The organism is Wolbachia endosymbiont (group A) of Crataerina pallida, from assembly GCF_964028475.1.
GTDB classification, from domain to species: Bacteria; Pseudomonadota; Alphaproteobacteria; order Rickettsiales; family Anaplasmataceae; genus Wolbachia; species Wolbachia pipientis.
In genome coordinates, this window is sequence record NZ_OZ034785.1 from 337,360 (window position 1) to 360,440 (window position 23,081).

At 34.9% G+C, this 23,081-nt stretch carries 12 protein-coding genes, 1 tRNA gene and 1 pseudogene; 8 read left to right on the forward strand and 6 right to left on the reverse strand.

What is annotated here, in order from left to right:
* Positions 1-71: 71 nt before the first annotated feature.
* The 3 genes from ABWU55_RS01660 to ABWU55_RS01670 all read left to right on the forward strand — a co-directional run bounded on the left by ABWU55_RS01660 (position 72) and on the right by ABWU55_RS01670 (position 13,218).
* Positions 72-1,322, forward strand: coding sequence for a hypothetical protein (locus ABWU55_RS01660; protein ID WP_353286403.1), 1,251 nt, complete (start codon positions 72-74; stop codon positions 1,320-1,322).
* Between the two features lie 204 nt (positions 1,323-1,526).
* A complete protein-coding gene (locus tag ABWU55_RS01665) occupies positions 1,527-2,036 on the forward strand; it encodes a hypothetical protein (protein ID WP_353286404.1) in 510 nt (169 codons plus the stop codon).
* 16 nt (positions 2,037-2,052) lie between these two features.
* Positions 2,053-13,218 (forward strand): ankyrin repeat domain-containing protein, encoded by an 11,166-nt coding sequence (locus tag ABWU55_RS01670; protein WP_353286405.1) that lies wholly within the window; start codon positions 2,053-2,055, stop codon positions 13,216-13,218.
* Between the two features lie 345 nt (positions 13,219-13,563).
* On the opposite strand, the gene ABWU55_RS01675 is transcribed toward ABWU55_RS01670, so the two are convergent.
* The 6 genes and pseudogenes from ABWU55_RS01675 to ABWU55_RS01700 all read right to left on the reverse strand — a co-directional run bounded on the left by ABWU55_RS01675 (position 13,564) and on the right by ABWU55_RS01700 (position 19,607).
* Entirely contained in the window at positions 13,564-14,382 is an 819-nt protein-coding gene (locus ABWU55_RS01675) for an Rpn family recombination-promoting nuclease/putative transposase (RefSeq protein ID WP_353286406.1), read from the reverse strand.
* Positions 14,379-15,926 (reverse strand): group II intron reverse transcriptase/maturase, encoded by a 1,548-nt coding sequence (gene ltrA, locus ABWU55_RS01680; protein ID WP_151807757.1) that lies wholly within the window; start codon positions 15,924-15,926, stop codon positions 14,379-14,381. The genes ABWU55_RS01675 and ltrA overlap by 4 nt, the downstream gene beginning before the upstream one ends.
* 633 nt (positions 15,927-16,559) lie before the next feature.
* A pseudogene (locus ABWU55_RS01685) lies at positions 16,560-16,805 on the reverse strand (PD-(D/E)XK nuclease family transposase); the annotation flags it as partial.
* 315 nt (positions 16,806-17,120) lie between these two features.
* Entirely contained in the window at positions 17,121-18,941 is a 1,821-nt protein-coding gene (glmS, locus tag ABWU55_RS01690) for a glutamine--fructose-6-phosphate transaminase (isomerizing) (RefSeq protein WP_353286553.1), read from the reverse strand.
* 80 nt (positions 18,942-19,021) lie between these two features.
* On the reverse strand, positions 19,022-19,393 hold the full coding sequence (yajC, locus tag ABWU55_RS01695) for a preprotein translocase subunit YajC (RefSeq protein WP_010081840.1): 372 nt from the start codon (positions 19,391-19,393) through the stop codon (positions 19,022-19,024).
* A gap of 140 nt (positions 19,394-19,533) precedes the next feature.
* Positions 19,534-19,607: transfer RNA gene (locus tag ABWU55_RS01700), tRNA-Asp, on the reverse strand.
* Positions 19,608-19,798: 191 nt separating this feature from the next.
* On the opposite strand from ABWU55_RS01700, the gene rpsB reads away from it, so the two are divergent.
* From rpsB to ABWU55_RS07830, 5 genes are read left to right on the forward strand one after another with little or no spacing between them, the layout of a single operon-like run.
* On the forward strand, positions 19,799-20,647 hold the full coding sequence (rpsB, locus tag ABWU55_RS01705; protein WP_010962661.1) for a 30S ribosomal protein S2: 849 nt from the start codon (positions 19,799-19,801) through the stop codon (positions 20,645-20,647).
* On the forward strand, positions 20,628-21,488 hold the full coding sequence (gene tsf / locus ABWU55_RS01710; RefSeq protein WP_070356839.1) for a translation elongation factor Ts: 861 nt from the start codon (positions 20,628-20,630) through the stop codon (positions 21,486-21,488). Before rpsB ends, tsf begins: the two co-directional genes overlap by 20 nt.
* Before the next feature lie 16 nt (positions 21,489-21,504).
* On the forward strand, positions 21,505-22,242 hold the full coding sequence (gene pyrH / locus ABWU55_RS01715; RefSeq protein ID WP_369800793.1) for a UMP kinase: 738 nt from the start codon (positions 21,505-21,507) through the stop codon (positions 22,240-22,242).
* Between the two features lie 7 nt (positions 22,243-22,249).
* Positions 22,250-22,807: a ribosome recycling factor gene (frr, locus tag ABWU55_RS01720; protein WP_010962658.1), complete on the forward strand. Its 558-nt coding sequence runs from the start codon at positions 22,250-22,252 to the stop codon at positions 22,805-22,807.
* A 5-nt stretch (positions 22,808-22,812) separates the two neighbouring features.
* Entirely contained in the window at positions 22,813-23,076 is a 264-nt protein-coding gene (locus tag ABWU55_RS07830) for a hypothetical protein (protein WP_010962657.1), read from the forward strand.
* Positions 23,077-23,081 lie beyond the last annotated feature (5 nt).

Sequence of the window (23,081 nt, forward strand, 5' to 3'; positions counted from 1 at the left end):
AATGGTATCAAGTTACAAGTGTATGTTAGGTGTAACAGTTTCCATGTTTTTCCATTCATAGAGGAGTGATCATGCTGCGTTCAGATATTCCAAAAGTTTTATTTTCGTCTATTAAAGAGGATGATCCCTATAGAGCATCTAAGCTTTTTCAAATTGAGCGCTGGTGCTATGCAAATTGGCTTCTGCACCAAAGAAGCGGCAAGAAAGGACGTAATTTTCTTGCACAAGTGCTGTCTAGTGAGGATTGTTGGAAAAAAGTAGACAATTTACACGGAGTTAAGCTTGATAGGCAAGTGGTAGGCAAAAAGTTAATTGCGCCAGATTCAGGTAATCTCTTTGATAAGTATGCCATTGCCTGTCGGTACTGTCTAGAAGAAGATATTATTGCTTTGTTTGAGGAAAGAAAAAAAAGCCTATCAGCTCAAGGTAAAAGTAGTCTATTGGAGTATGAGCACTTAGTTAGGTGTTGCGGATCTGGTCTTTTAGCGCAGTTTTGGTCACATTTTATCAGCGGTTATATCTCTGAATTAAATTTAGATGGCTGTCATCCATATGAGTACGGGCTTAAATGTGCTATGAGTTTTAAGCAAGAGCAGGCAGTGGAATTCTTCTGGAATAAAATAAAATCATTACCTGAAAGTGAAATGAGTGCAGAGAAAAAGGATGAGATTTTCATGAAGACAGCAGTATATTCAGCAGGTAGTCGTTGTAATAGTTATCCTGAAATATTCGAATTTTGTTTTAGTCAAATAACTCCTGATAAGTATCTAGAACTTCTAAAAAGAGACTTAGCTGAAAATGGTTATTATGGTAGTCTAAACACGCTACAGGGTGCACTTCGCTTTGATCAATTTCAAGCATTGTTTGACTGCTTAAAGCCAAGTGATGTTTCAGGAGATTATTATTGTGTTTGGTTAAAGTATATAAGAAAAATAGAAAGCTATTCAAAATCTTGCGTAGATGAAGGAATAAGGCTTTTTATGCATATGTGGACAAAGGAAGGGTTTGATAGCCATCGTGCCTTATTACTAAATGAAGAAATGAGAAGTAGCCCAGTGTTTCAAGGAAGGTTGTTAGTACCTCTAATTAATAGGGGGTGTGTGGAACCAGTATGGGCGGTATTAAATAAAGCTAATTCTGATCAAATCAAAGAATTTATGGATTCTAGACAAGCAGAGTATATACGATCTGTGTTGGAAAAAAGAGATACTGATTCACTGAATAAGTTTCTAGTATATGGAAAGTCTACAGTTGAAGAGTTTACTAGCTTAACTGAGGTTAAATTAAGTAAGGCATGTGAGCAATTAGAGTTGAGTAATTAAGAGGTATTATAAGGCAATTCTATAAAGTAGGTGGTGGTTTCTTGTTACTACTTTAGCTTCTGTCAAAAAGATGTTGCATTGTAATACAAATGTTATATACACAAGTCAGCATATAGGCAAAAATAGCTTTTATTATTGATATCTCTGATGGTTATATAATAAGCTTGGCATGGTGGGTTTAGTATAATATAATGAAGGGAGTTTATGTTCAAGATACAATATCCAACAGATCATCTAAAAAAAGAAGATGTTAATTCAAAGATTACCGAATCATCGGGTAAAATACAATATATAGAGCAAGCTAAAGAATTTTCTCAATTCAAGCGTTATCGGAGGTCTGACGCTAATTCTGAAAGTGAAAGTAGATTTGAAAGAATCGATGTTCCAGGGGACAATAGTTGCTTATTTTGGTCTGTTACTATGGCTTACTTAATACCTGTCAGAAACGACGATGCTTTATTTCGACAAAGGTATGAAGTACTATTTGGAAATGAAGGAGCTGTAATTCAAAATTCAGATCGTATTAGGAATTTGGTAAGGAATTTAAGTGCTGCCGATTATGATGATACATTTGCAAACTTAGTAAGAAATGTATTTCGCAACCGAGTAGTTGATTATATACGTGATCATGAAAATGAGTTCAGAAATTTTGTTGAAGGCAATTTTGAGAATTACTTAAAGAACATGAGGAACCCTAATACTTGGGGGGGGTGAACCTGAAATAAGAGCAATGAGTGGAATACTTAGCGCAAGAATTAGTGTTTCTGGTGAGGTTGAAACTCAATATGGTGATGGAAATACTCAAATACAGTTATTTCATGTTGGTGCTCCAGGCAACCGAAACCATTATAATTTTGGTCTTGAGAGAGGTGCTGTTGATAATGATGTAGACCTTGCGAAAGGTTTAAAAAAAGTCATGGGCAAAGGAGGGCCACAAGATTTTGAATTAATACAGTTATTAATAGAGGAAGCAGGTAAAAAAGTTGGTATAAGCTGGCAAGGTGAGGATTTTAAATCTTTTGAAACGAGATTTCAATCATTTGTGGATCAGATTCCATCTTATTTACACTCTGTAGAAAAAGCAGGATTTTTTACTCACTTCTTCTTAGGGAGCTTTTCTACTTTGCTGGATACAGGGATTGCAGAAAAGTTAAATATTAAAAAGATTTATTTTAGTTTTGATACTTCGAAAACTTTAAAAGTAGCTATTGTTAAAAATGGTCAAATTGGAAATGCTGAAGACGCTATTAATAATATAGATTTATTTTCCATTTCAGAAGGTAAGCGTGGCCATCAGTTTACCGTCAATGAGTGGAAGAACATATTAAGAAATAATATAGATAGGAGTAAGATTAGAGATCGGAACGTTGAGAATGAGATCATAAACATTGAGAATAAAATTCAAGACAGAATAAAATCTAGACTAGTACAGATCTATAAAGGGAAGGATGGTATTTTTGTTAACATGGAAGTTAAGGAAATACTTGATTCTCCTGCTAGCAAAGAATTTCATGAAATAGAAAAAGGAATATGGAATAATCCAGAAGCTGATATAGCTGAGCTAAATGGCTCTGATGAGGCAATAGTTGAAAGATCTCTTGAGAGAGTTCTTGGAAAGATTAGTGAAGTTCATTCTAAATATGAAAACTCATTAACCTATGATAGTAGTGCACGTGAAGCAGCACATCATGGATTTATGGTAGGCGTTTTCATGAATTTCCACTATAGGTATAATCTTAGAGTTTACCCAGAGCAATTTGCGGGAAGGGGTTATGCAGATATTATCCTGCTAGCTCGTGGTCCTGATCGTGCATTAGACTCTATTCCTATCATTATTGAGTTAAAAGCGGGAGAAGGCCCTAATGCTACTCCAGATAAGGCTTTGCAGCAAGCAGAAAAGTATGCACAAGGCTTCCAACCAAACGTTCAGCGAGTTCTAACTACTGCAGATGACATTTTATGTGTTGGTGTCAACCTTGATAATCCATCTCCTTTCTCTGATATTAAGGTATCAAATCGTGGAGAAGAAATAATCCCTCTTTTTCAAGGTATGCTAAAATCTGCTGATGACTGGGATACGCAAAGGATTGGAACAATAGAATTAAAGGGACAGGTGAAAGATAATCTAGAACGTATTTATCATACGTTTCCTGGTACACCTGAGAAGGGAGATAAACATTATTTTAGTAGATTTTTACTAGGGCAATCACTATTGCTAAATAGAGTTGAAGATTTAAAAACTGGTTTTAAAAAATACATTTTTATCTATGGAGACAATATACCTACCGAGGTACGTCCTAATCTTCGTGGGTCTGGACGTTTAGCAGCTGAAAGAGCCAGGGAGAGATTGTCAGCTAATCTTGATGCGAGTCATGCAGTTGTGACAATGGTGCTCATTCCAGAAAATACAAAGAAGTTGGTTTATGTAATAAATATTGTTGAAGCTAACAGAAAGGATGTTCTGAACGGGCTGGATGAAGTGCTCCCTCTTGAGAGATTAAACAGAGAAATAGGAGATAGGGAAATAGTCGAATTAAGTCTTAATTTTGATACTAGATACAAGTCAGATTTTAGAAGATATCTTACTGTTTGGGCTGAAAAATACAATTCTTTACAAGAGTACAACAACGGAGCTGACAGATTTCAAGGCACTTTCAAAGAAGTTCCTTATCCTAATGAGTTAAAAGAAACATTCGATAGAGCATTAGATATCCAATCTTTATCAATAAGGGAATATAGTGGATTATTAGAAAAAATTGGAGAAGGAATATTCCCTTTTAAGACTCTCATTAATAAAGAAGCTCATTTCCAGGGAATATTGAATGGAGTGTTTAGTTATTATAGTGACTTAAAATTACAGGAATCACCAGAAACTAGAGCATTAGTTTTAACTGAGTTTCAAACTGGTAGAGGAGAACGTATTGACATGCTAGTTCATGGTATTAAGTTTGTGGCTCAAGGTGGAAATGCTGAGGAGTACACACCAATAGGGTTGGAACTTAAGACATCAAGGCAGGGCAAAGGAGCTCAAGCTTTATTGAGAGAAGCAAATGATCAAATAAATGAAGAATACAAAGAAGGTGTTACCTATAAAACACTTACAGATGGTGATGAGGTAAAGTTTATCGGTGTTGTTTTCGATAAAGGATCTAATAATCCGAATAAACTTATTTTAACAAGTAGGACAGCTAAGGAAGGATTTATTCCTGTTGAAGTAGTTCATAGTTCAGTTCATATGTTACCTACTGTAGGGCAGTGTTCTAAAAGAAAATCTTCATCGCCGGAGTATCCACCAAGTAAAAAGCCAAGAAGAGAAAGAAGTGTAAGTATGGCCTGCATAGATTCGTTTGATGAAGAAAAGATTACAAACGAAGAAAAAGAAAGACTTATTAAAGAGTTATTTGGTATTGAAGCTCATGACACAAAAATTATAACAATAGATTCTCCTCAAGTGAGGATTGATGGTGGTAAAGTAAATGTAAAATTCAAAGACAATAGTGGTAATGATAAAGAATTAATGATAGATGATGCTGCAAATATTAAGAGTATAGAAAATTATATACTGGATGAGAAAAATCTTGAGATAAAGTTAAAAGTAAGCAGCGATAAAGAGTATGCTATAATAGAAGAAATTAAAGAGCAAGGTAGCGAATATTATTTAAAAATTGATGATTATAGAATAAAGCTAGATAGTATATTTCAGGATGGAAAAGAAGTAATCTTTGATAAATTACATCAACTATCAAATGATAAGCAGTTGTTAGAGAATAAAAAATACATTGAAGATATAGGTGATGTTCAAACTAATCAAGATTACTCTAATATTGTAGAGGAAATTAAACAGAACTTGCTAGCAAAAGGTGTTAGGGAAGATACTTTTGATACGTTTAAAAATCATTTTGATGATCTTGGTGAAAAAGTTTTTGCAGATTATATTAGTAATGTAGAAAGCAGCCTTCAAGAAAAAGGAATTGCATTTGATCGTGATAAATTTGATTCAGCGAAAATAAAAGGAGCAAAAGGTGGAAAGTTTTTTTCCATGATGGCTATATATGACTTGCTTGATAGTATAAGTGATACAGCAACACTTGGACGACATAATAATGATGGTTTAAAGCAAGTATTTGGTATCAATGGTATACTAGATGCTATGGATGATGTTAGGACGAGTGTAAGTATTTCTCCTAGTAGTAAAGTAGGAAAATTGATTGGTAAAGTACCACAACCTGTACGTCAAACGTTTGTTAAGATTATCAGTAACCCCATAGTTCAAAGTATTACATTTGCAACCATTGCTTATCAATTTGGATATAGCGTAAATGAAATAGCTCAAGGAAATCATCATCCACTAAATTATTATTGGACAGCTAGCAGTGGTGTAAAACTAGCAAGCATGAGCATAAGGCCTATAAGTGCGGGAGTTAGTTTTACGATAAAAAGTGTCAGTGCTACTACTAAGGTTTTAAGAGGATTATCTGCTGCAGGCAAAGTTTTAGGTAGGGCATCAGTAGTTACTATGGTTGCTGATGTATTGATAACAATGGGCGTAAAAATTCATGAAAGAATGGAGTATACTAAAGCGATAGCAGAGCAAGTGCCTCTATTACCTGGTGGTGAACAAGCGGAAGTATTTTTTGCAGGGGTGATTAAGTTTTTTACAAGAAGAGATGTAGAAAAAGAATATGAAGACACAATTAGAATAAAAGGTTATTTAACTTACGTAAAAGAAGCAGCTATTAAACTGTTAAATGATAATTATGACATAGATGCGGTTGTACAATACGTAATCTCCATTGAAGAGAAATATAGTGAGGTGATTAAAAATATGGGTGCACAGGCTATATGTATTATGCCATCACCGTATGGTCCTGAGTGTGCGACGCAGATGAAGTGGGCATGTGATTTAGAAAAAAAATATAAAGATATCTCTTTTGACAAGATCAATATAGCCTCTAGTGTAAAGAGAAATTTGTCTTCTATTGATATCTCTAAGATATTGACTATGACACCTTATACTTTGGTTATGAGTGAAGGTTGGGAAAGGTTTATCTGTGGTATAAAGAATAGTCCTCAATGCTATCAAGAGATTGAAGAAAAGAAAGTTTATGTTGTTAATACGGATGCAAAACATATCCCTCATCTAACAAAATACGAGTATGAAAATCTTGGCTTAAGAATTGTAGATGCACCATTAACAAATCCGATACAAAAATCTCAATGCAGCAAAACAATCAATACAAAGCACACAGGTGACGATGCGTTCGCTCCATGTAACATTGGCAAAATTTATAGAAATTGTCAAGAGAGCTTTACTCTCTCAGGCGAACCTTTTATTTTTACTAATCCAAAAAGGAAAGATCCTGGTAATACAAAAAAGCAAACATTTCCTAGAGAATCAGTATTATATATTTCAGGACCAAGAACGTTAACAGCAGCTGCAAATTATCCAGCAGTAATGCATATTCCAGAGGGTAGTAATATACGTTATGTTGGCTCAAAAAATAATGAAACTATTTTTATTATTAATGACTATACGTCTGGTACTCTTGAAGGTGGACCAGGAAAAGAAAATACTCTAGTAATGAATGTTAAGGCTAATAATGTCGTTGCAAATTTGCATGGTAGAACTATACGTTATGGTAATAGTAATAACATAAGATTGGTTAACACATATAACTATGTGTCTAATTCTGACAGCAAGCAAAATATTACTACTCACTGTAAAACAAGATTGATTAATGTAAAAAATGCAGAAGTCTGGCAGAATTCATTTAACTGCACAGACAAAGATTATGAAGTTAGAGTAGTTAACAAAGAAAATGTGCATAACAGGGGATTAAAGCAAACAATATTTGTTGTTAATGAAGATAGTGATAATGCTAAGATAGTAAGTGATTTGGGCAGTACAGGAAAAATAAAAGGAAATATTGACATAATAAAGGTTCAAGTTGCTAATATCACACAGTGGGGAATAAGTGAAGATATAGAAAAGGTCGGCTATAGCTTAGATGTTTTAGCTAATAATACACAAAGTATTGTTTCAAGTACTAAAATCAATGATTTTAAAAATCTAGTAATTCAAGTAAATAGCAATGGAATAACAGAGTCTGTTGCAATACAAGATAAGTCTTTGTCTGATACAATAGAAGATATTAGATATCAAGAGCTGAAAAGTTCAGGAAGTGATATTAGTAGAGAGGTAATACACAATAGTGCAAAAAAGTTGAAAGCATTTATACAAGCAAGTATACTAGACCAAGAATTACTTGATACTTACCAAATTGCAAAAGATATTGTCAATAACAATAATTTTGACATACCAGTATCTCAAGTAGAAGTTATTAAAAATCATATGGGAGTACCTAATGGAAAAGTGATAATTGCTGGCATGTACTCAGGTCAAGTCATTGTTGATTTTAACTATAATAATTCTGACGTTACAAGTAGTTATCAGAAATACCGTAATAATAGAGGGAGCTATAGTTATGATGACTATATGGTGCTATGTAATTACTATCAAGACATTACAGTAGAAGGAGAGAAAATGCACCATCGGTATGTCATTAAACTACCAGATACATTAAACAGCGAAATTTCATCGTCGCCAATAAGGCTTAATATAAAAATAAAAAACAAAGCGTTACCTTATCAAAGCATACCTTATAATATTATTGATTTTGCTGAGTTGAATGTAGCAGATATTGATAGCATAGGTATAGAAGAAGGTGAAAGGAGTTATATAAATGAATGTTATAACAAATCAATCTCTGACCTTACAGAGGATAGCTTAGAGATAAAAGATATTACAGTACTTGGTAGTGAAGGTACTAAATGGTCTTTATCCATTGGTTTAGTTGATTATTTTCAAAGCCCAGAACATCAACAAATTGTATTACGAATGAATAATGAGCTTTATAAGATTGATAGTACAAACTTAAGGCTTGAGCATGTAGAAATGAACCCTAACTCTTTCAGATATTATCAACCAGAAGAACAAGGGTTACAGATTTATCATAATCAACCTATCAGCAAGAATGACATTGGTTTAGTTGATTTTAGAGATAAGTCTGTATTGGGTTTTGATATGGAGATTGCTGATGGTAGTTTAGTGCTATCATATGGAAATAGCACCATTGCAAAAGTGGAGAATTGGAGTAATTATCAACCTGCAAGAGAAATGATGTTCGCTTTTAATGATACAATGGTTTCTAATCCAAAGTGCATAGTCTCTGTTTGTAATTCAGAGGATATTATAGAGGACTTTAACAAGGAGAAAGTAATTTTATTAAAAGAGCAGGTATTTAATGCTATAGTGCAAAGTGATATCAGTGAAGCTGAAGATTTAACTAGAAAAATTGAAACTATTGATATTGAAGGTAAACGTTTAACACCTTTATACATTGCTATCCAAAAAGGTAGGTTGGACATAGTAGAAATTCTTTTTGATAGGAAGCATTTTAGTGTTAAAGATAAAGACATCTATGGTTGTAACCCTCTGCACTGGACTGCTCAGCAAGGCAATTTGAATATAGCTAAGTTTCTTGTGGATAAAGGTGCTGATATTGGGGCTAAAGGTAATGATGGTAGAACACCTCTGCATGTAGCCGCTTGTAGTGGTGACCTAGATATGGTCAAATTTTTTCTTGATAAGAATGCTAGTATTGAAGCTAAAAGTAACGACCCATATAAGATGATGGGGATAGTTGAAAGTGCAAAGAAGGAAATTATTAATCAAGCAGATACTTCATCTAACGTAAAAAGATGGGCAGAGTTTTTTGCAGAGAAGTTAAGACATTCAATAAAAAGTGTAGCACAAGAGAAGCTAAAAGATGGTATGTTACATGATCGTTATGGTTCGGTTAATAGACTTGCTAATGAAATTTATAAATCAGATGGAAAGTTGTTTGATGATATAATTAAAACAGTTATAAATGATGTATATGGAAGGATAGATACAAAAAAAATATTAAGTTCTGTACGCAATCATGGTTATATTGCTCAGCTTATTCCAGGTTATATAGCTGTGTTTGATACAATGCAAAGGAATAATGATTTAAATAATGGTGCAGTATTTAAGTTAGCTTATTATATAAAAGAGGCAATGGAGATGGAACACTATCCTGATGTTGATCAAGAAAAGAAATCTCATCTTGAGGAGCTAAAAAGCAGATTGCCAGAGTCAGTAAAGAATATAGTATTTGCGTCAAAAGTATGTATTAAAAACATTTATCAAAATGAATATTTATATGCTGCTAATGATTATTTTAGTTATGATAATGATAGGAGGAGAGTATTTACTTGGATTCCAAAAGATGAAAAGAATGATAAATTTAGATGGGAGATTGAACTTGATGGTGATGATTATTCTATAATGAATGTTAAATTTAATGAATATTTATACGGTGCTGTTGATCATTTTAATTATGATAACGAGAGGAGGAAAGTGTTTACTTGGATTCCGTGGAGCAGAATTGGACGAGATACATGGAAGATAGAACCTATTGGTAGCAGATGTTATATAATGAATGTTGAACTTAACGAATATTTATATGCTGCTGTTGATCATTTTAATTATGATGACGAGAGGAGGAGAGTATTTACTTGGATTCCAAAGAATTCAAAGAGTGATCAATTTAAATGGAATATTGAAGATTGTGGGCATGCTGTGAAAAGAAGGGATATCTCTAGTTCACATACTGATCTCAACTCAGATACGACAAGATCTTCAAGAAAAGCAGAACTAGATAAAGAATTGTTGAGTGCTACAAAAATAGGAGATCTGAGTAAAGTAAAAGATCTTATTAATCAAGGAGCTAGCATTAATGCTGAAGATAAAGATGGTAACACCCCTTTTCATAACGCTGGATTGAAAGGGTATTTGACTATAGCTCAGTATCTTGTTGAGAAAGGTGTTGATGTCAATGCTTCTAATGAAGATGGTTGGACACCTATGCATGGGGCTGCATTGAAAGGTCATTTAGAGGTTGTAAGGTTTTTGATAGAAAAAGGTGCAAATATTAGTGCTGAAAACATTTTTGGTGAGAAACCTATACATTGTGCTGCAAAGAGAAACAATAAAGATATAATAGAGGTTCTTCTCAGAAAAGGGGCAAGTATCAATGATGCTGATAAAAATGGTAGAACACCTCTATATTTTGCCTCTTGGAACGGTTACTTAGGTTTAGTAGAATATTTTGTACGTGATAAAAAGGCAAATATAAACATCAAGGATAAGTATGGAAAAACACCACTAGACGTTGCTATTAATAGGAACTATATCAGTGTTATAGGATATTTAAGTAAAAAACAATTGGAATTATGTAAGGAGCTATTGGTTGTAGTACAAAGTGGTGATCTTAGTAAAGTTCAAGACCTTGTAAATCAAGGTGCTAGTTTAGATATTCAAAGTGAGGATGGTTTGACACTGTTACATTTTGCTTCTATTAATAATCGTTTAGATATAGCAGGGTATCTTATAAAAGAAGGAGTTGATATTAATGCTAAAGATAAGGATGGTAAAACCCCTCTACATTATGCTTCACGTTCTGTTCATCATTTAGATATGGTGAAGTATCTTATAAGTAAAGGTGCTGATATTGATGTTAAAGATAACAGTGGTAGAACTCCTGAAGATGAGGAACGTTATACTAATTCTGATAGAATGAGGCAAGTTTTTATGCAAGCACACTTAGATAGAGAATTATTACTTACTGTAAAAAATGAAAAGGATCTAAAGACAATTAATAATCTTATTGCTAAAGATATTGACGACAGAACGCATGGCGGGTTTTATTATACTTGGAGTGGTAACTTAGACACAGTCGAGTTTCTTGTTAGTACAGATGTGAGTGTTAATACGACTGATAAATATGGCTGCACACTACTACACTGGTCTGCATTGAAAGGTCATTCAAGTATTGCTGAGTTTTTAGTTGATAAGGAAGCTAATGTGAATGCTAAAGATATACTTGGCAGAACTCCCATGCACTTTGCTGTTATGAATAATCACAAGGATATTCAAGATGTATATGGTAGAGGTCCTACATACACTACTGCTGAGAGCAATGATGAAGAGATTGTACAACTTTTTCTCATGAAAGGAGCAAGTATTAATGAGGCTGATGAAAATGGCGAGACGCCACTACACTTGGCTTCTTGGGATGGTCATTTAGGTATATTGCAGCATCTTATAAATAATGGGGCTAATATTGGTACTAAAGATAGTAGTGGCAAAACACCGCTAGATATTGCTAGAGATAAGGGACATAATAATCTTGTACAGTACTTACAACAAACACAGTCAAGTCTAAATAGGGAATTGTTAACTGCAGTACGAGGTGGTGATCTTAATAAAGTTAAAGATTTTATAGGTAGAGGTGCTAGCCTAGATGCTAAGGATGAATATGGTTGGACATCACTACACTTGGCTGCATCGCAAGGTTATTTAGAGGTTACAAGGTTCTTAGTAGGAAAAGGACCTAGTATTAATGCTAAAGATAAGAATGGCAAAACACCGCAAGATATTGCTATTGATCACAAACATGACAGTGTCGCAGTGTATTTACAACAAACACAATTAGGTTTAAATGAACAATTATTGGTTGCAGTGCGAAGTAATGATGTTAATAAAGTTAAAGATCTTGTAAGTAAAGGTGCTAGCGTAGATACTAAAGATAGTGATGGTTGGACACTACTACATCATACTGCAAGAAGAGGTTATTTAGAAGTTGCAGAGTTTTTGATAGAAAAAGGTGCTGATATTAATGCTGAGGATAAATATGGCAAAAAGCCTATACAGCGTGCTGCTGAGGACAATAATAAAAATATTATAACTCTCCTCCTCAGCAAAGGAGTGAATATTAATGATACTGATAAAAATGGTCGGACATCGCTATATTGTGCTTCTTATAATGGTAATTTAGATGCAGTAAAATACCTTATAAGTCAAGGTGCTAGTATTCAGGCCGGAGACAAGGGTGGCAAAACACCTCTAGATATTGCTAGAGATAAAGGATATAATAATATTGTAAATTACTTAGAGGAAGAGCTTAATAAAGAGAGGGAAAAACCTGTACAACGCAGACGCCGTCATCACCATGGAGATCATGCTCGTCATCATATGTCAAGAAAACCTCTTGCTATAGATTCAAGTGATCAACCTGAGATAACAGCAAGCAGTGGCACAAGACCATCTTCATGGATAAATAATTTGTTTAGTTGGGTAAAAAGCTCTGTAGGTGGATTATTAAATTCTAAACCTACATTATCTAAGGAAACATCAAATACTTCAAGTCCAATCTCACAAGTTGATGCGCCAATAGATGTAAATGGTACGATAATGTTACTTGATGTGCTGGTTAGAAAGGTTACGGGTCAAAAGTATATTTCTACAGTAGATCAGTCTATATCTCCACTAGAAGCACAGGGATATGTACTTAATATTACAAAGGGATTTGAGAAAGTAGTAGAGCAAGCTGGATTAAAAAGCGGTGTATCAATGCATCGATTAAATATTGATTTTGTGGAAATACAGAAAGAAGTTACAGGAAAAATCATGAGTGGTAAATTTAATGAGATTTCAGGGGTTTTAAGCTCATATGTAGAGAAAGCATGTACTGGTAGAGAAGCTGGATATCCTGGTAAATTAAGTTCGAAAAAGTTTGACAAGTTTATGCTAGAATTTAATAGCAGGCTAAATGTTGTACTAGATCAATCAATACAACAGATATTACACAACGTAGATGGTAGATTAGAAGTTGATGGTGCAAAAAAACGGCAAATGAGTTTAGAGCCTCAAAGTTATTTAAGTAATGCTTCAGTTCACAGCCATTCAAAAGTATCAACTTGTCTTTCTGAGATAGGAGTAACCAAGCTTGGAGGTAATCTCAATAGGTAGGTTATAATATAAGAGGTGGAGCTATAATATGCCAAGTAGTGGAAAATTTAAAGTGAAGGTGGCAAAATTAGCCAAAATAATTAGGGATACCAGACCAAGTTTGATGGTCCTAATAGTAAAATGGATGAAGTAGACATTAAATGCTAAGTGATTAATGTATTTTCCATATTGAACTTAAAGCACGTAGCTCTGATATAGAAGTTTGGGTAACGTTATGATAGTAATTTATATAATTCTGTGTGCAATCTTCATAGCTGTTTTAGACAGTTCACTAGATTCTTAATTAGGAGACATGTCTAACTTAGAAAAGGTTTTTATAAATGTTAAAGTGAATAAGTAGGAATATTATGTTTTTTCTTTGAGTTGTGAAATTTCAGAATGAGAAAAACCTGTAGTTTGTGATATGATATCAGTAGAGACGCCAGCTTTAAGTAGGTTTTTTGTCACAGCTATTTTAGCTTGTTTTTCTCCCTCTTCCCTACCTTTTTGATGGCCGATTTGGATGCCTTCTTGTCTACCTTCTTGTCTACCTTCTTGTCTACCTTCATGTTTAGCATCATCGAGTTTTTGAGCAAGGACAGCCTGTTCATCACGAATACGCTTGATTTCTTGTTCATAGGCTATAAATTCTTTTTCTGACCAGTTGAACCTATTTAGTTCTTCATAAGCTCTTTTAATTATTAGATCACTTCCTATTATTCTCTCTAGCTCTTCTTCACTAGTTTCATCTGCATATCTGAAAAAGTATACCCATTTTTCAACTATACTTGAAAGCTGATCTTCTTTGGTTTTTGGAAATTTAGGCAACTCAATAAATATAAAGTAAAAATCTTTTAGATCATGTTCATTAGTATCTTCATCGCGAATAGTATGCTTTGATTTGTACTCAGACTTATCAGGAAATAAAATACAATCTGCTATAGCAATAAAGATAATTTCCTTAAGGTCATGATATTGATCACCCTTACTAGCTTGTCTTGAGTAAGCTTTAGCTGCGTAATATTGGGCACGTTTTTCAAAGCCTTTGGTTTTAGCGACCTGGTCAGGTAAGGAAGCAGTATTACTACTACCCCCTCCCTTAGAAACGCAGCATGCAGGTTTCCCCACACTACGCTTGAGCCCCTTATCTAAGTTCTTCTTTTCTAGAACCGGCTTGTCCTTCATGATTCCTCAGGAAACATCATTCTTAATGGTGACACCAACAGTAGAGAACCTTCTCTTGAGAAAGAGCTTGCTAACATTCTTGTTCGTTTCACTCTCTCATCAAAATACTTTTTCCATTTTAAGTCAAGGGGATTTGCATCCGCTCTGATTTTAACATGTCGTCTGATAGGTATATCAATCAGCTTAAGCAGTCTTAAATACCGTATCTCTTTTGGTTTGTTCTTGCATATGGGTGCAGCAAAGACCCATTGGCGTTGACCCATTACTTTGAAGTAACGATTCTTTATCCAACGTAATCCTTTACGAGGATGTCTTTTCTTTGCCCATTTCCATAAACTATGCCAAATTTCATTGTCGATCTTTCTAAACGCTTTTTTAGCACACACATGGTGATAGTAATTTCCCCATCCTCTCAGTAGAGAGTTGAGTGACTTAATTACTATAGCCTGAGTGTTCGCTATATTTGCTTTTATCAATGTACGTGCTTTATTAAGAAGTCTTTTAATACTTTCTTTCGAAGGTTTAATAATTAACTTCTTATTATATCTACGTACATTACAACCAAGAAAGTCAAACCCTGTTGTGATAGATGTAATCTTTGTCTTCTCTTCTGAAAGAATTAAACCTCGCTCATGAAGAAAAGATGATACTAAAGGCTTAACTTCATTTTCCAGTACTTCATGTGTGAAACCTGAAATAATAAAGTCGTCTGCGTATCTGATTACGTTCACTCCACTTCTGATTTTGTTTCTTCTTCTACTGCCGAGTTTACCAAATCGACTTTCCAATAACTTTTCAAGTCCGTTTAAGGCTAAATTGGCTAGTATTGGAGAAATTATACCACCTTGCGGGGTACCTGCAGTTGTGGGATACAGAGTTTTCGATTCTAGGAAGCCAGCTTTTAACCAACTATGCAGAATTTTCTTCTCCATAGGAATATGCTTCATAAGCCATTCATGATTAATGTTGTCAAAGCATCCTTTGATATCACCTTCAAGTATCCATTGTAGTTGATTACGACTTGCCAGTAACAAATGACAAGCTACTGTAGCATCTGCACAGGATCTTTTAGGCCTAAAGCCATAGGAGTGACGATCACTGATTGTTTCAGCTATCGGTTCCAGAGCAAACAGATATAATGCTTGCATGGCTCTATCTTTTATCGATGGTATTCCAAGAGGTCTTCTTTTGCCATTAGATTTACTGATATAAATCCGTTTTAGCGGAGAAGGTTTATATCCTCTTTGCTTTAACTGCTTTATTCCTTGAAATTTAGCATTGCAAGTTGACCATAATTGACGATCTACACCCGCTGTGTTTTTTCCTTGGTTTTCAGTTACTCTCTTAACAGCCAAAGCTTTTCCGCTAAAAGAGCGTGTGAGAAGATGTTGTAAAGCTTTTACCTTACCCCATCTTCCTTTTTGGACAGCCTTAACAATACGTCTTTGTAGCCTCACAATAACTTTCTGGCATTTCTTCCATGGCAACTGCTTCCATGCTTCAAAGCTTTCGGTAGATGCACTTACAGGTTTACTTGTAATCATCTGCTTTCCTACCTTAAGTGGTTAACAAAGTTTCTTGTCACGAGGGACCAAACGGAAGTCTGCTCGTTTTCACGCGAATTAATGTTACAAATTCTATCCATTTCGTTACAAAATGGCATTCGCTTTCTCCATTCTCCTTTACCTGCACTTCCATCAGCATTCCTTGCGGTTTGCTTGCCATGTAGGCGAAAATACAGGCTTACCCTGTTCCTTCTGTCATACAACAGTGGGTTAGGTGACTTCTCTATACCGGTGGAGTTATTATTTGCGTACATCTAGAAATGAGAAATGTAACTTATCCACATTACCTTTTTGGTTAGAGCTTATCAGCATCTTTAGCTCCTTCATAATTACGATACTTTGAAGTTTCACTTACGTTCACCATACCACTAGCCTAGCTCTCCAACCACATGATGCTTGTAGTTTATGCTCCTCTCACGATTGAGCATCTTCTTTTTCAAGAGGAGGTTCATTGTCCGCATCGCTTGGCACCAACCGGTTGCCCGATTCGCACTGATGCGTAGACTCAGATGGCAAAACATCTGGTTTAATAAGTTTTAGAATCCTTTCAGTTTCTTTCTGGAGGAATTCCTCTCCTTTTAAACAATATGACCGAAGACTTTCAGGTCGCACCATTTCAATCACATACCTAGCCCCACTAGAGTCCCTGCAAAGAACATCAACTATACTTTGCTTATCAGAGGCAATTTCAGGATCCATTATAGTACTGAGGAATTCCACTTCTTGTATAGTATTTATCTCGGTAAACCCTAAAATATCATTCAAAAAATGTATGAGAATATTCTTATTTTTTTCAGTGCCAAATATTTTTTTGAAGGTTAAATCCAGCTTAGGGTCGAGAAACTTAGATAAAGCCATAGCCAAAGTGCTTAAAAATATTAATAATTATACACTATTATTAACAATTATTCAACCATATTTTTGAAGATAGCTATGCCGCCGCGAACCGTCATACCGCCGCGGTATCTCTAGATCCCGCTAACAAGCAGCGGGATGACGAATTACTTAACCGTCATACCACCGCGAACCTTCATACCGCGATTCATTCGCGGTATCTCGGCATAGATTCCGCTAACAAGTAGCGGAATGACGATTGTGTATCGTGTTTTGCTAAAAATCACAGAATGCAGTCTGGTTACCTTAATTAGAAGTTTAGCTTTAACTTTAAATGGACTACTCAACCGTGACAGACTTAGCTAAATTTCTTGGACAATCTGCATCTAACCCTTTTTTTGCTGCAGTAAAGTAAGCAAGGAATTGCATAGCAACACTGTAGATGATTGGAGAGATAAAATTATCAGTGTCTGGAAGTTGCACCACATCTGCGCAAACTCCCCTTAGGAATGGCGCTCCTTGTTTATCACTGAAGGCAATTACTTTGCCTTTTCTTGCAATAATCTCTTGTATATTAGATAGCGTTTTAAAGAATAAATCATCATAAGGGATAATTGCTATAACAAGCACAGTAGAGTCTATTAAAGCAATAGAACCATGCTTCATTTCTCCCGCTGCAATACCAGTTGTATTGATATATGAAAGCTCTTTTATTTTCAATGCGCCTTCCATTGCAACTCCGTATGAACTTCCTCTGCCGATTAAAATAACGTTATTGTGTTCTAATATACTGCCCGATATATGTTGTATTTTCATCACATTCAAAACGTGCTCAACATACTCGGGAATAGAGTTAATAGCGTTGCTTAGCTGTTTTATTCTCTCTCCACCCAGTACACCTTTTATTTTTCCAAGCTCCACGGCAAAGCATGCTAAAGTTGCAAGTTGCGCAGAAAAGGTTTTTGTTGAAGCAACACCAATTTCTGGCCCAGCAAGAGTATGTAACACAATATCTGAGATCTTTTCAATGCTGCTGCTAAATGTATTAGTTATACTAATGATTGTTTGCTTCTGTGATTTTGCATAACGCAGCGCTTCTATGGTATCTGCAGTTTCACCAGATTGAGAGATAAATAACCCAATGCTGCCTTCTTCCAGCTTGACGTTGCTATACCTAAATTCTGATGAGATTTCTAGATATACTCGAACTTGAGCGACATTTTCCAGCCAATACTTTGCTATTAGCCCAGCAAAATAAGATGACCCGCATCCAACTATAGTAATGTAACTCAGCTCAGAAAACAATTTTTTGTTAGCAAATATTACCTCTTTATATTGCTTGTAAAATTGATTTATTGTTTTGTTTAATGCACGCGGTTGCTCAAAAATCTCTTTTAACATGAAGCTAGGGTAACCATTTTTGCTAATTAGAAAATCACTTGGACTACTATTTTCTATACTGCGTTTAACTTGTGTACCATTGTTGTATATACTAACTCCACTAGATTTTATCACTGCAATGTCATCATCTTCCAAATGCGATATTCTTTCCACAAATGCACTTAAAGCATTAGAGTCAGATGCAGCAAACACTGTGTTACAGTTATAGCCTATTGCTAAAGGCAAATTTCTCTTCGCAACAAATAAGGCGTCTGGATATTCTGCAAATAATAAGACCAAGGCAAATGAGCCATGTAAGTTGTTTAAACACTTAAATAGAGAATCAATTGGCGACAATCCTTCATCAAGATATAAGGTTAGCATGTTTGGTATGATCTCTGTGTCAGTGTCAGTATGGAATGACATGCCCCTTTCTTCTAGGCCCTTTTTTAGCAGATTGTAATTCTCAATTATGCCGTTATGAGCAACAACAACGTTATTTGTACGAATGGGGTGAGCATTTTTAAGGCCTGGGACTCCATGTGTAGCCCAGCGAGTATGTGCTATACCAACTGTACTGTGAGACATCTTGCTGTCATCAACAACTTCACATAACCTTTCGACTTTACCTTCTGATTTTTTGACTTCTATCTCGCCTTCATTATTTATGATTGCTATACCTGAAGAGTCATATCCCCTATATTCCAATTTTTGCAACCCAGTTAGTAAAGTTGGTATTACTGAATCACCGCTACTTACTACACCAAATATTCCACACACAAATGGATCACCAAACAAACTTTTTTCTAAACATGTTAAGCATTTTTGCCTTTATTACTGGTTGATTTATATTCTTTTTATCATTCTTTCGATTTTACCTTTTTAATTGGTTTAGCTGCTACTTTTTGAGTTTCTTTGCTTAAAACCTCAGATATAGCGGACTTTAGAACTTTTATCTCAACTTTTGGTGCTATTTCTATTATAAATTGTGCATTTGCCTCATCAACTTTATTAACTTCACCTATTATTCCACCAGAAGTAATGACTGTATCACCACGTTTTATTTGATCTATCATCTTTCTATGTTCTTTTAGTTTTTTTTGTTGCGGGCGAATAATGAGAAAATAAAATACCACAAATATTAAAATCAGTGGAATAAAACTAGCAAAAGATGCGCCGATACTTGATGTATTGCTAGTTGCATCTGCTGCAAAAACTTCAGAAATGAGCATATTTAATCCTAATTGTTAATGATAAAAACAAACCTATTTAAGTATTAATTACAATACCATGCCATGTCAAGTTTGGTGAAGGCGTTTCTCAATACCGGCAATAATACTGCGAATTCTAAGTTATGCTAAAACTAATATGACGGGAGTGATGAGACTTGAACTCACGACCTCATGCGTGACAGGCATGCGCTCTAACCAACTGAGCTACACCCCCCTAATTTCTTTTTAGCATTTTCGGGCTTCAACTTTAAAGCTAATAAACATGTTGCCCTTTGTCAATATTTTTTGTTTGCGCTTTGCTGTCTTTTCTATTACTATGTAAATAATTTAATTTCACACATGGCTTATACAAGTAGTCCCATTAGGGTTATGCCATGGAAGATAAACTATTTGGAGGAATGATATATGACAAATTTGCCTAAAGTCACTGTGCGTGATTTAGCTGAATCTGGTGTACATTTTGGTCACAAAATTAGTCGCTGGAACGCAAAAATGGCTCCATACATATATGGAGTGCATCAAGAAAATCGTATACATATAATTGATTTGCGAAAAACACTACCATTGCTACAGGTGGCCATGAAGGCTTTATATGACGTTGCATTTCAAGGTGGTCGCATTCTATTTGTTGGTACAAAGTTTCAAGCTTTTGATATTATTGCAAGTGAAGCGATTCGTTGTGGTCAATATTATGTGAATCATCGTTGGCTTGGTGGTATGCTTACTAATTGGGGCACTGTTTCTTCTTCGATAAAAACCTTGATGCAATATGAGAAAATATTAAATGACGAGGATAGCATTTTAACAAAGAAAGAATTGGGAAACATTGAAAAGAAAAAGCAAAAGCTTGATAAGGCGCTTGGCGGTATTAGAGAAATGGGAGCAATTCCTGATATCTTATTCATCATTGATACTAATAAAGAGCATATAGCGGTTAAGGAGGCTAAGAAGTTAGGAATTCCAATAGTTGCAATACTTGATACTAATTCTGATCCAGATGGTATTACTTATCTAATACCTGGAAATGATGACTCAAGAAAATCAATAGAGCTCTATTGTAAATTAGCTACCGACTCTATATTAGCTGGAATAGAGTCTAGTCTAGCAAAATCTGGAGTTAAGATTGATGATATAAGGGGTGATGAGTTTATTCAAGAAAAAGAAGATGGTATTGTGCAAACTAAAAGGAGACGTAGTAAAGTTTACAAAGAAGAAGAAAGGGAGGTAGTAACAAATGAAGATGAATCCAGATGATATAAGAGAATTACGTGATAGAACAGGGCTTGGCTTAAGTGACTGTAAAAAAGCATTAGAAGAATGTGATGGTGACATTAAGAAAGCCGTTGATAAGTTACGTACAATAGGTCTTGCTAAAGCTGACAAAAAATCTGATAGAGTAGCTTCAGATGGGCTCGTTGCTATGTGTTTGACTGAAAATTGTGGTGTATTGATTGAACTCAATTGCGAAACCGATTTTGTCGCAAGGAATGAGAAATTTATAGAGTTAGTTTTAAATTTAGCATCAATTGCTCATCAAGAACGCTGTACTAGCGTTGATGAGTTAAAAAATGCCAAGTATGAAAGCATTGGCACAGTGCAGGAAGCTATTATGAATGGTACGTCAGTTCTTGGTGAGAAGCTAGAGTTAAGCAAGCTTTGTTACTTAGAAGCTAAGGATGGAGTTATTGCTGGCTACGTACATGGTGATGTGTGTGGCTTAGGTAAGATTGGTGCTTTAATTGCATTGCAATCATCTGGTGATAAGGCGAAGCTACAAGAGATTGGGAAACAAATAGCTATGCATGTAGTTGCTATGAAGCCTGAAGCTTTGTCTATAGATGATTTAGATCAAATGAAGTTGAACAACGAACGTTCTATAATTGAAGAGCAAGTGAGGAGCTTAAATAAACCTGAAGAAGTAGCAAAAAAAATAGTAGATGGACGAATGGCTAAGTACTATGAAGAAGTTGTTTTACTGGAGCAAAAATTTATAAAGGATGATAAGATGAAGATTTCTGATTTTATAAAATCAAGCGAGTTGAGTGCTGTTAAACTCTCTAATTACAAGTTACTTGTTTTGGGTGATGCAGATTAAATAGCAAAAAATGTTTATTTCAACAAATGAAAAAAGCGAAATAAAATATTCCAGGGTGTTATTTAAAATCTCTGGTGAGGCTTTGATGGGATCAAAGCAATTTGGTCACGATATGGAGACTATCGGTGAGTTATCTAAAGGCATAGTTGAAGTTTGTAATCTTGGAGTTCAGGTATGTATTGTTGTTGGTGGTGGTAATATCTTTCGTGGCACATCTGCGTCTTTAAGTGGTTGTGAAAGAGCAAGCAGTGATTATATTGGAATGCTTGCAACTATAATCAATGCTTTAATTTTACAAAACTTTTTAGAAAAAAATTTAGTAGCTTCTAGGGTATTATCTGCAATACCCATGGCCACTGTATGCGAACCTTACATCAGAAGGAAAGCTATTCGTCATTTAGAAAAAGGTAGAGTGGTAATTTTTGCAGCAGGCACAGGCAACCCATTTTTTACTACAGATACAGCTGCAGCCTTACGTGCTGTTGAAATGAATTGTGATGTTATTCTAAAGGGTACGCAAGTAAATGGTGTATACTCCGCTGATCCGAAAAAAAATGAGGATGCTGTAATGTATGATAGGCTTTCTTACACGGATTTATTGACTCGTGATTTAAAAGTTATGGATGCATCAGCAATTTCACTTGCTCGTGAGAATTCTATTCCAATTATAGTTTTTTCTTTGAAGGGAGAAAAAATAGTCAATATTATTAAGGGTCAAGGTACTTATACTATAGTTTCAGATTGTAAACAGTAGGTAATTTATGTTAAATGAAATAAAAGCTAAAACAAAAGAAAGAATGCTAAAAACTATTCAGTCCTTTCATGATGATATTAAAGGCGTACGCACTGGTAGAGCTAGTGCATCTTTGCTTGATGGTATAGTTGTAAACATCTATGGTGGGCATCAAAAGTTAAATCAAGTTGCAGGCGTTTCGGTTATAGATAACAAAACCCTATCAATTAAAGTTTGGGACATTAGTGTTGTAGGTGAAGTGAAAAACGCTATATTAAATGCTAACCTGAATTTAAATCCTGTTGTCGAGGGTAGCACCATACGTATAGCTCTTCCGGACTTGACACAAGAAACCCGTGAAAAATTAGTGAAATTATTGCATCAGTTTGCTGAAAATGCACGGATTGCCATTAGAAATATACGTAGAGATATTATGGAAGAAACAGAAAAAATGAAGGAAAATAAAGAAATCTCAGAAGATGATTTTCATGGTGCTAAGAAGGAAATACAAAATATTACTGATGATAATATAAAAAAGATTGATGGTGAATTGTCCATCAAAGAAAAGGATATACTGAATCACTAAATGATATGGAGAAAGCTTACATAGCAAATGATGTCATTCCAGTGTTTGACACTGGAATCCAGTCTTTACTATACAACTATCTGATGCACTTGTTTGAAATCAAATTTCCTGGATCCCAGTGTCGGAGCACTGGGATGACACCAATTTTGCATTCAAGTATCAACTATTGGTGTCACTACAGTAACTCTCTTCCTGTCATGCAAGTAGCTGACACCTTCCAGGTGTCCATTGAAATCCAAAAAATTTCACTCAAGTCAAAATTAGGTTAAATTTA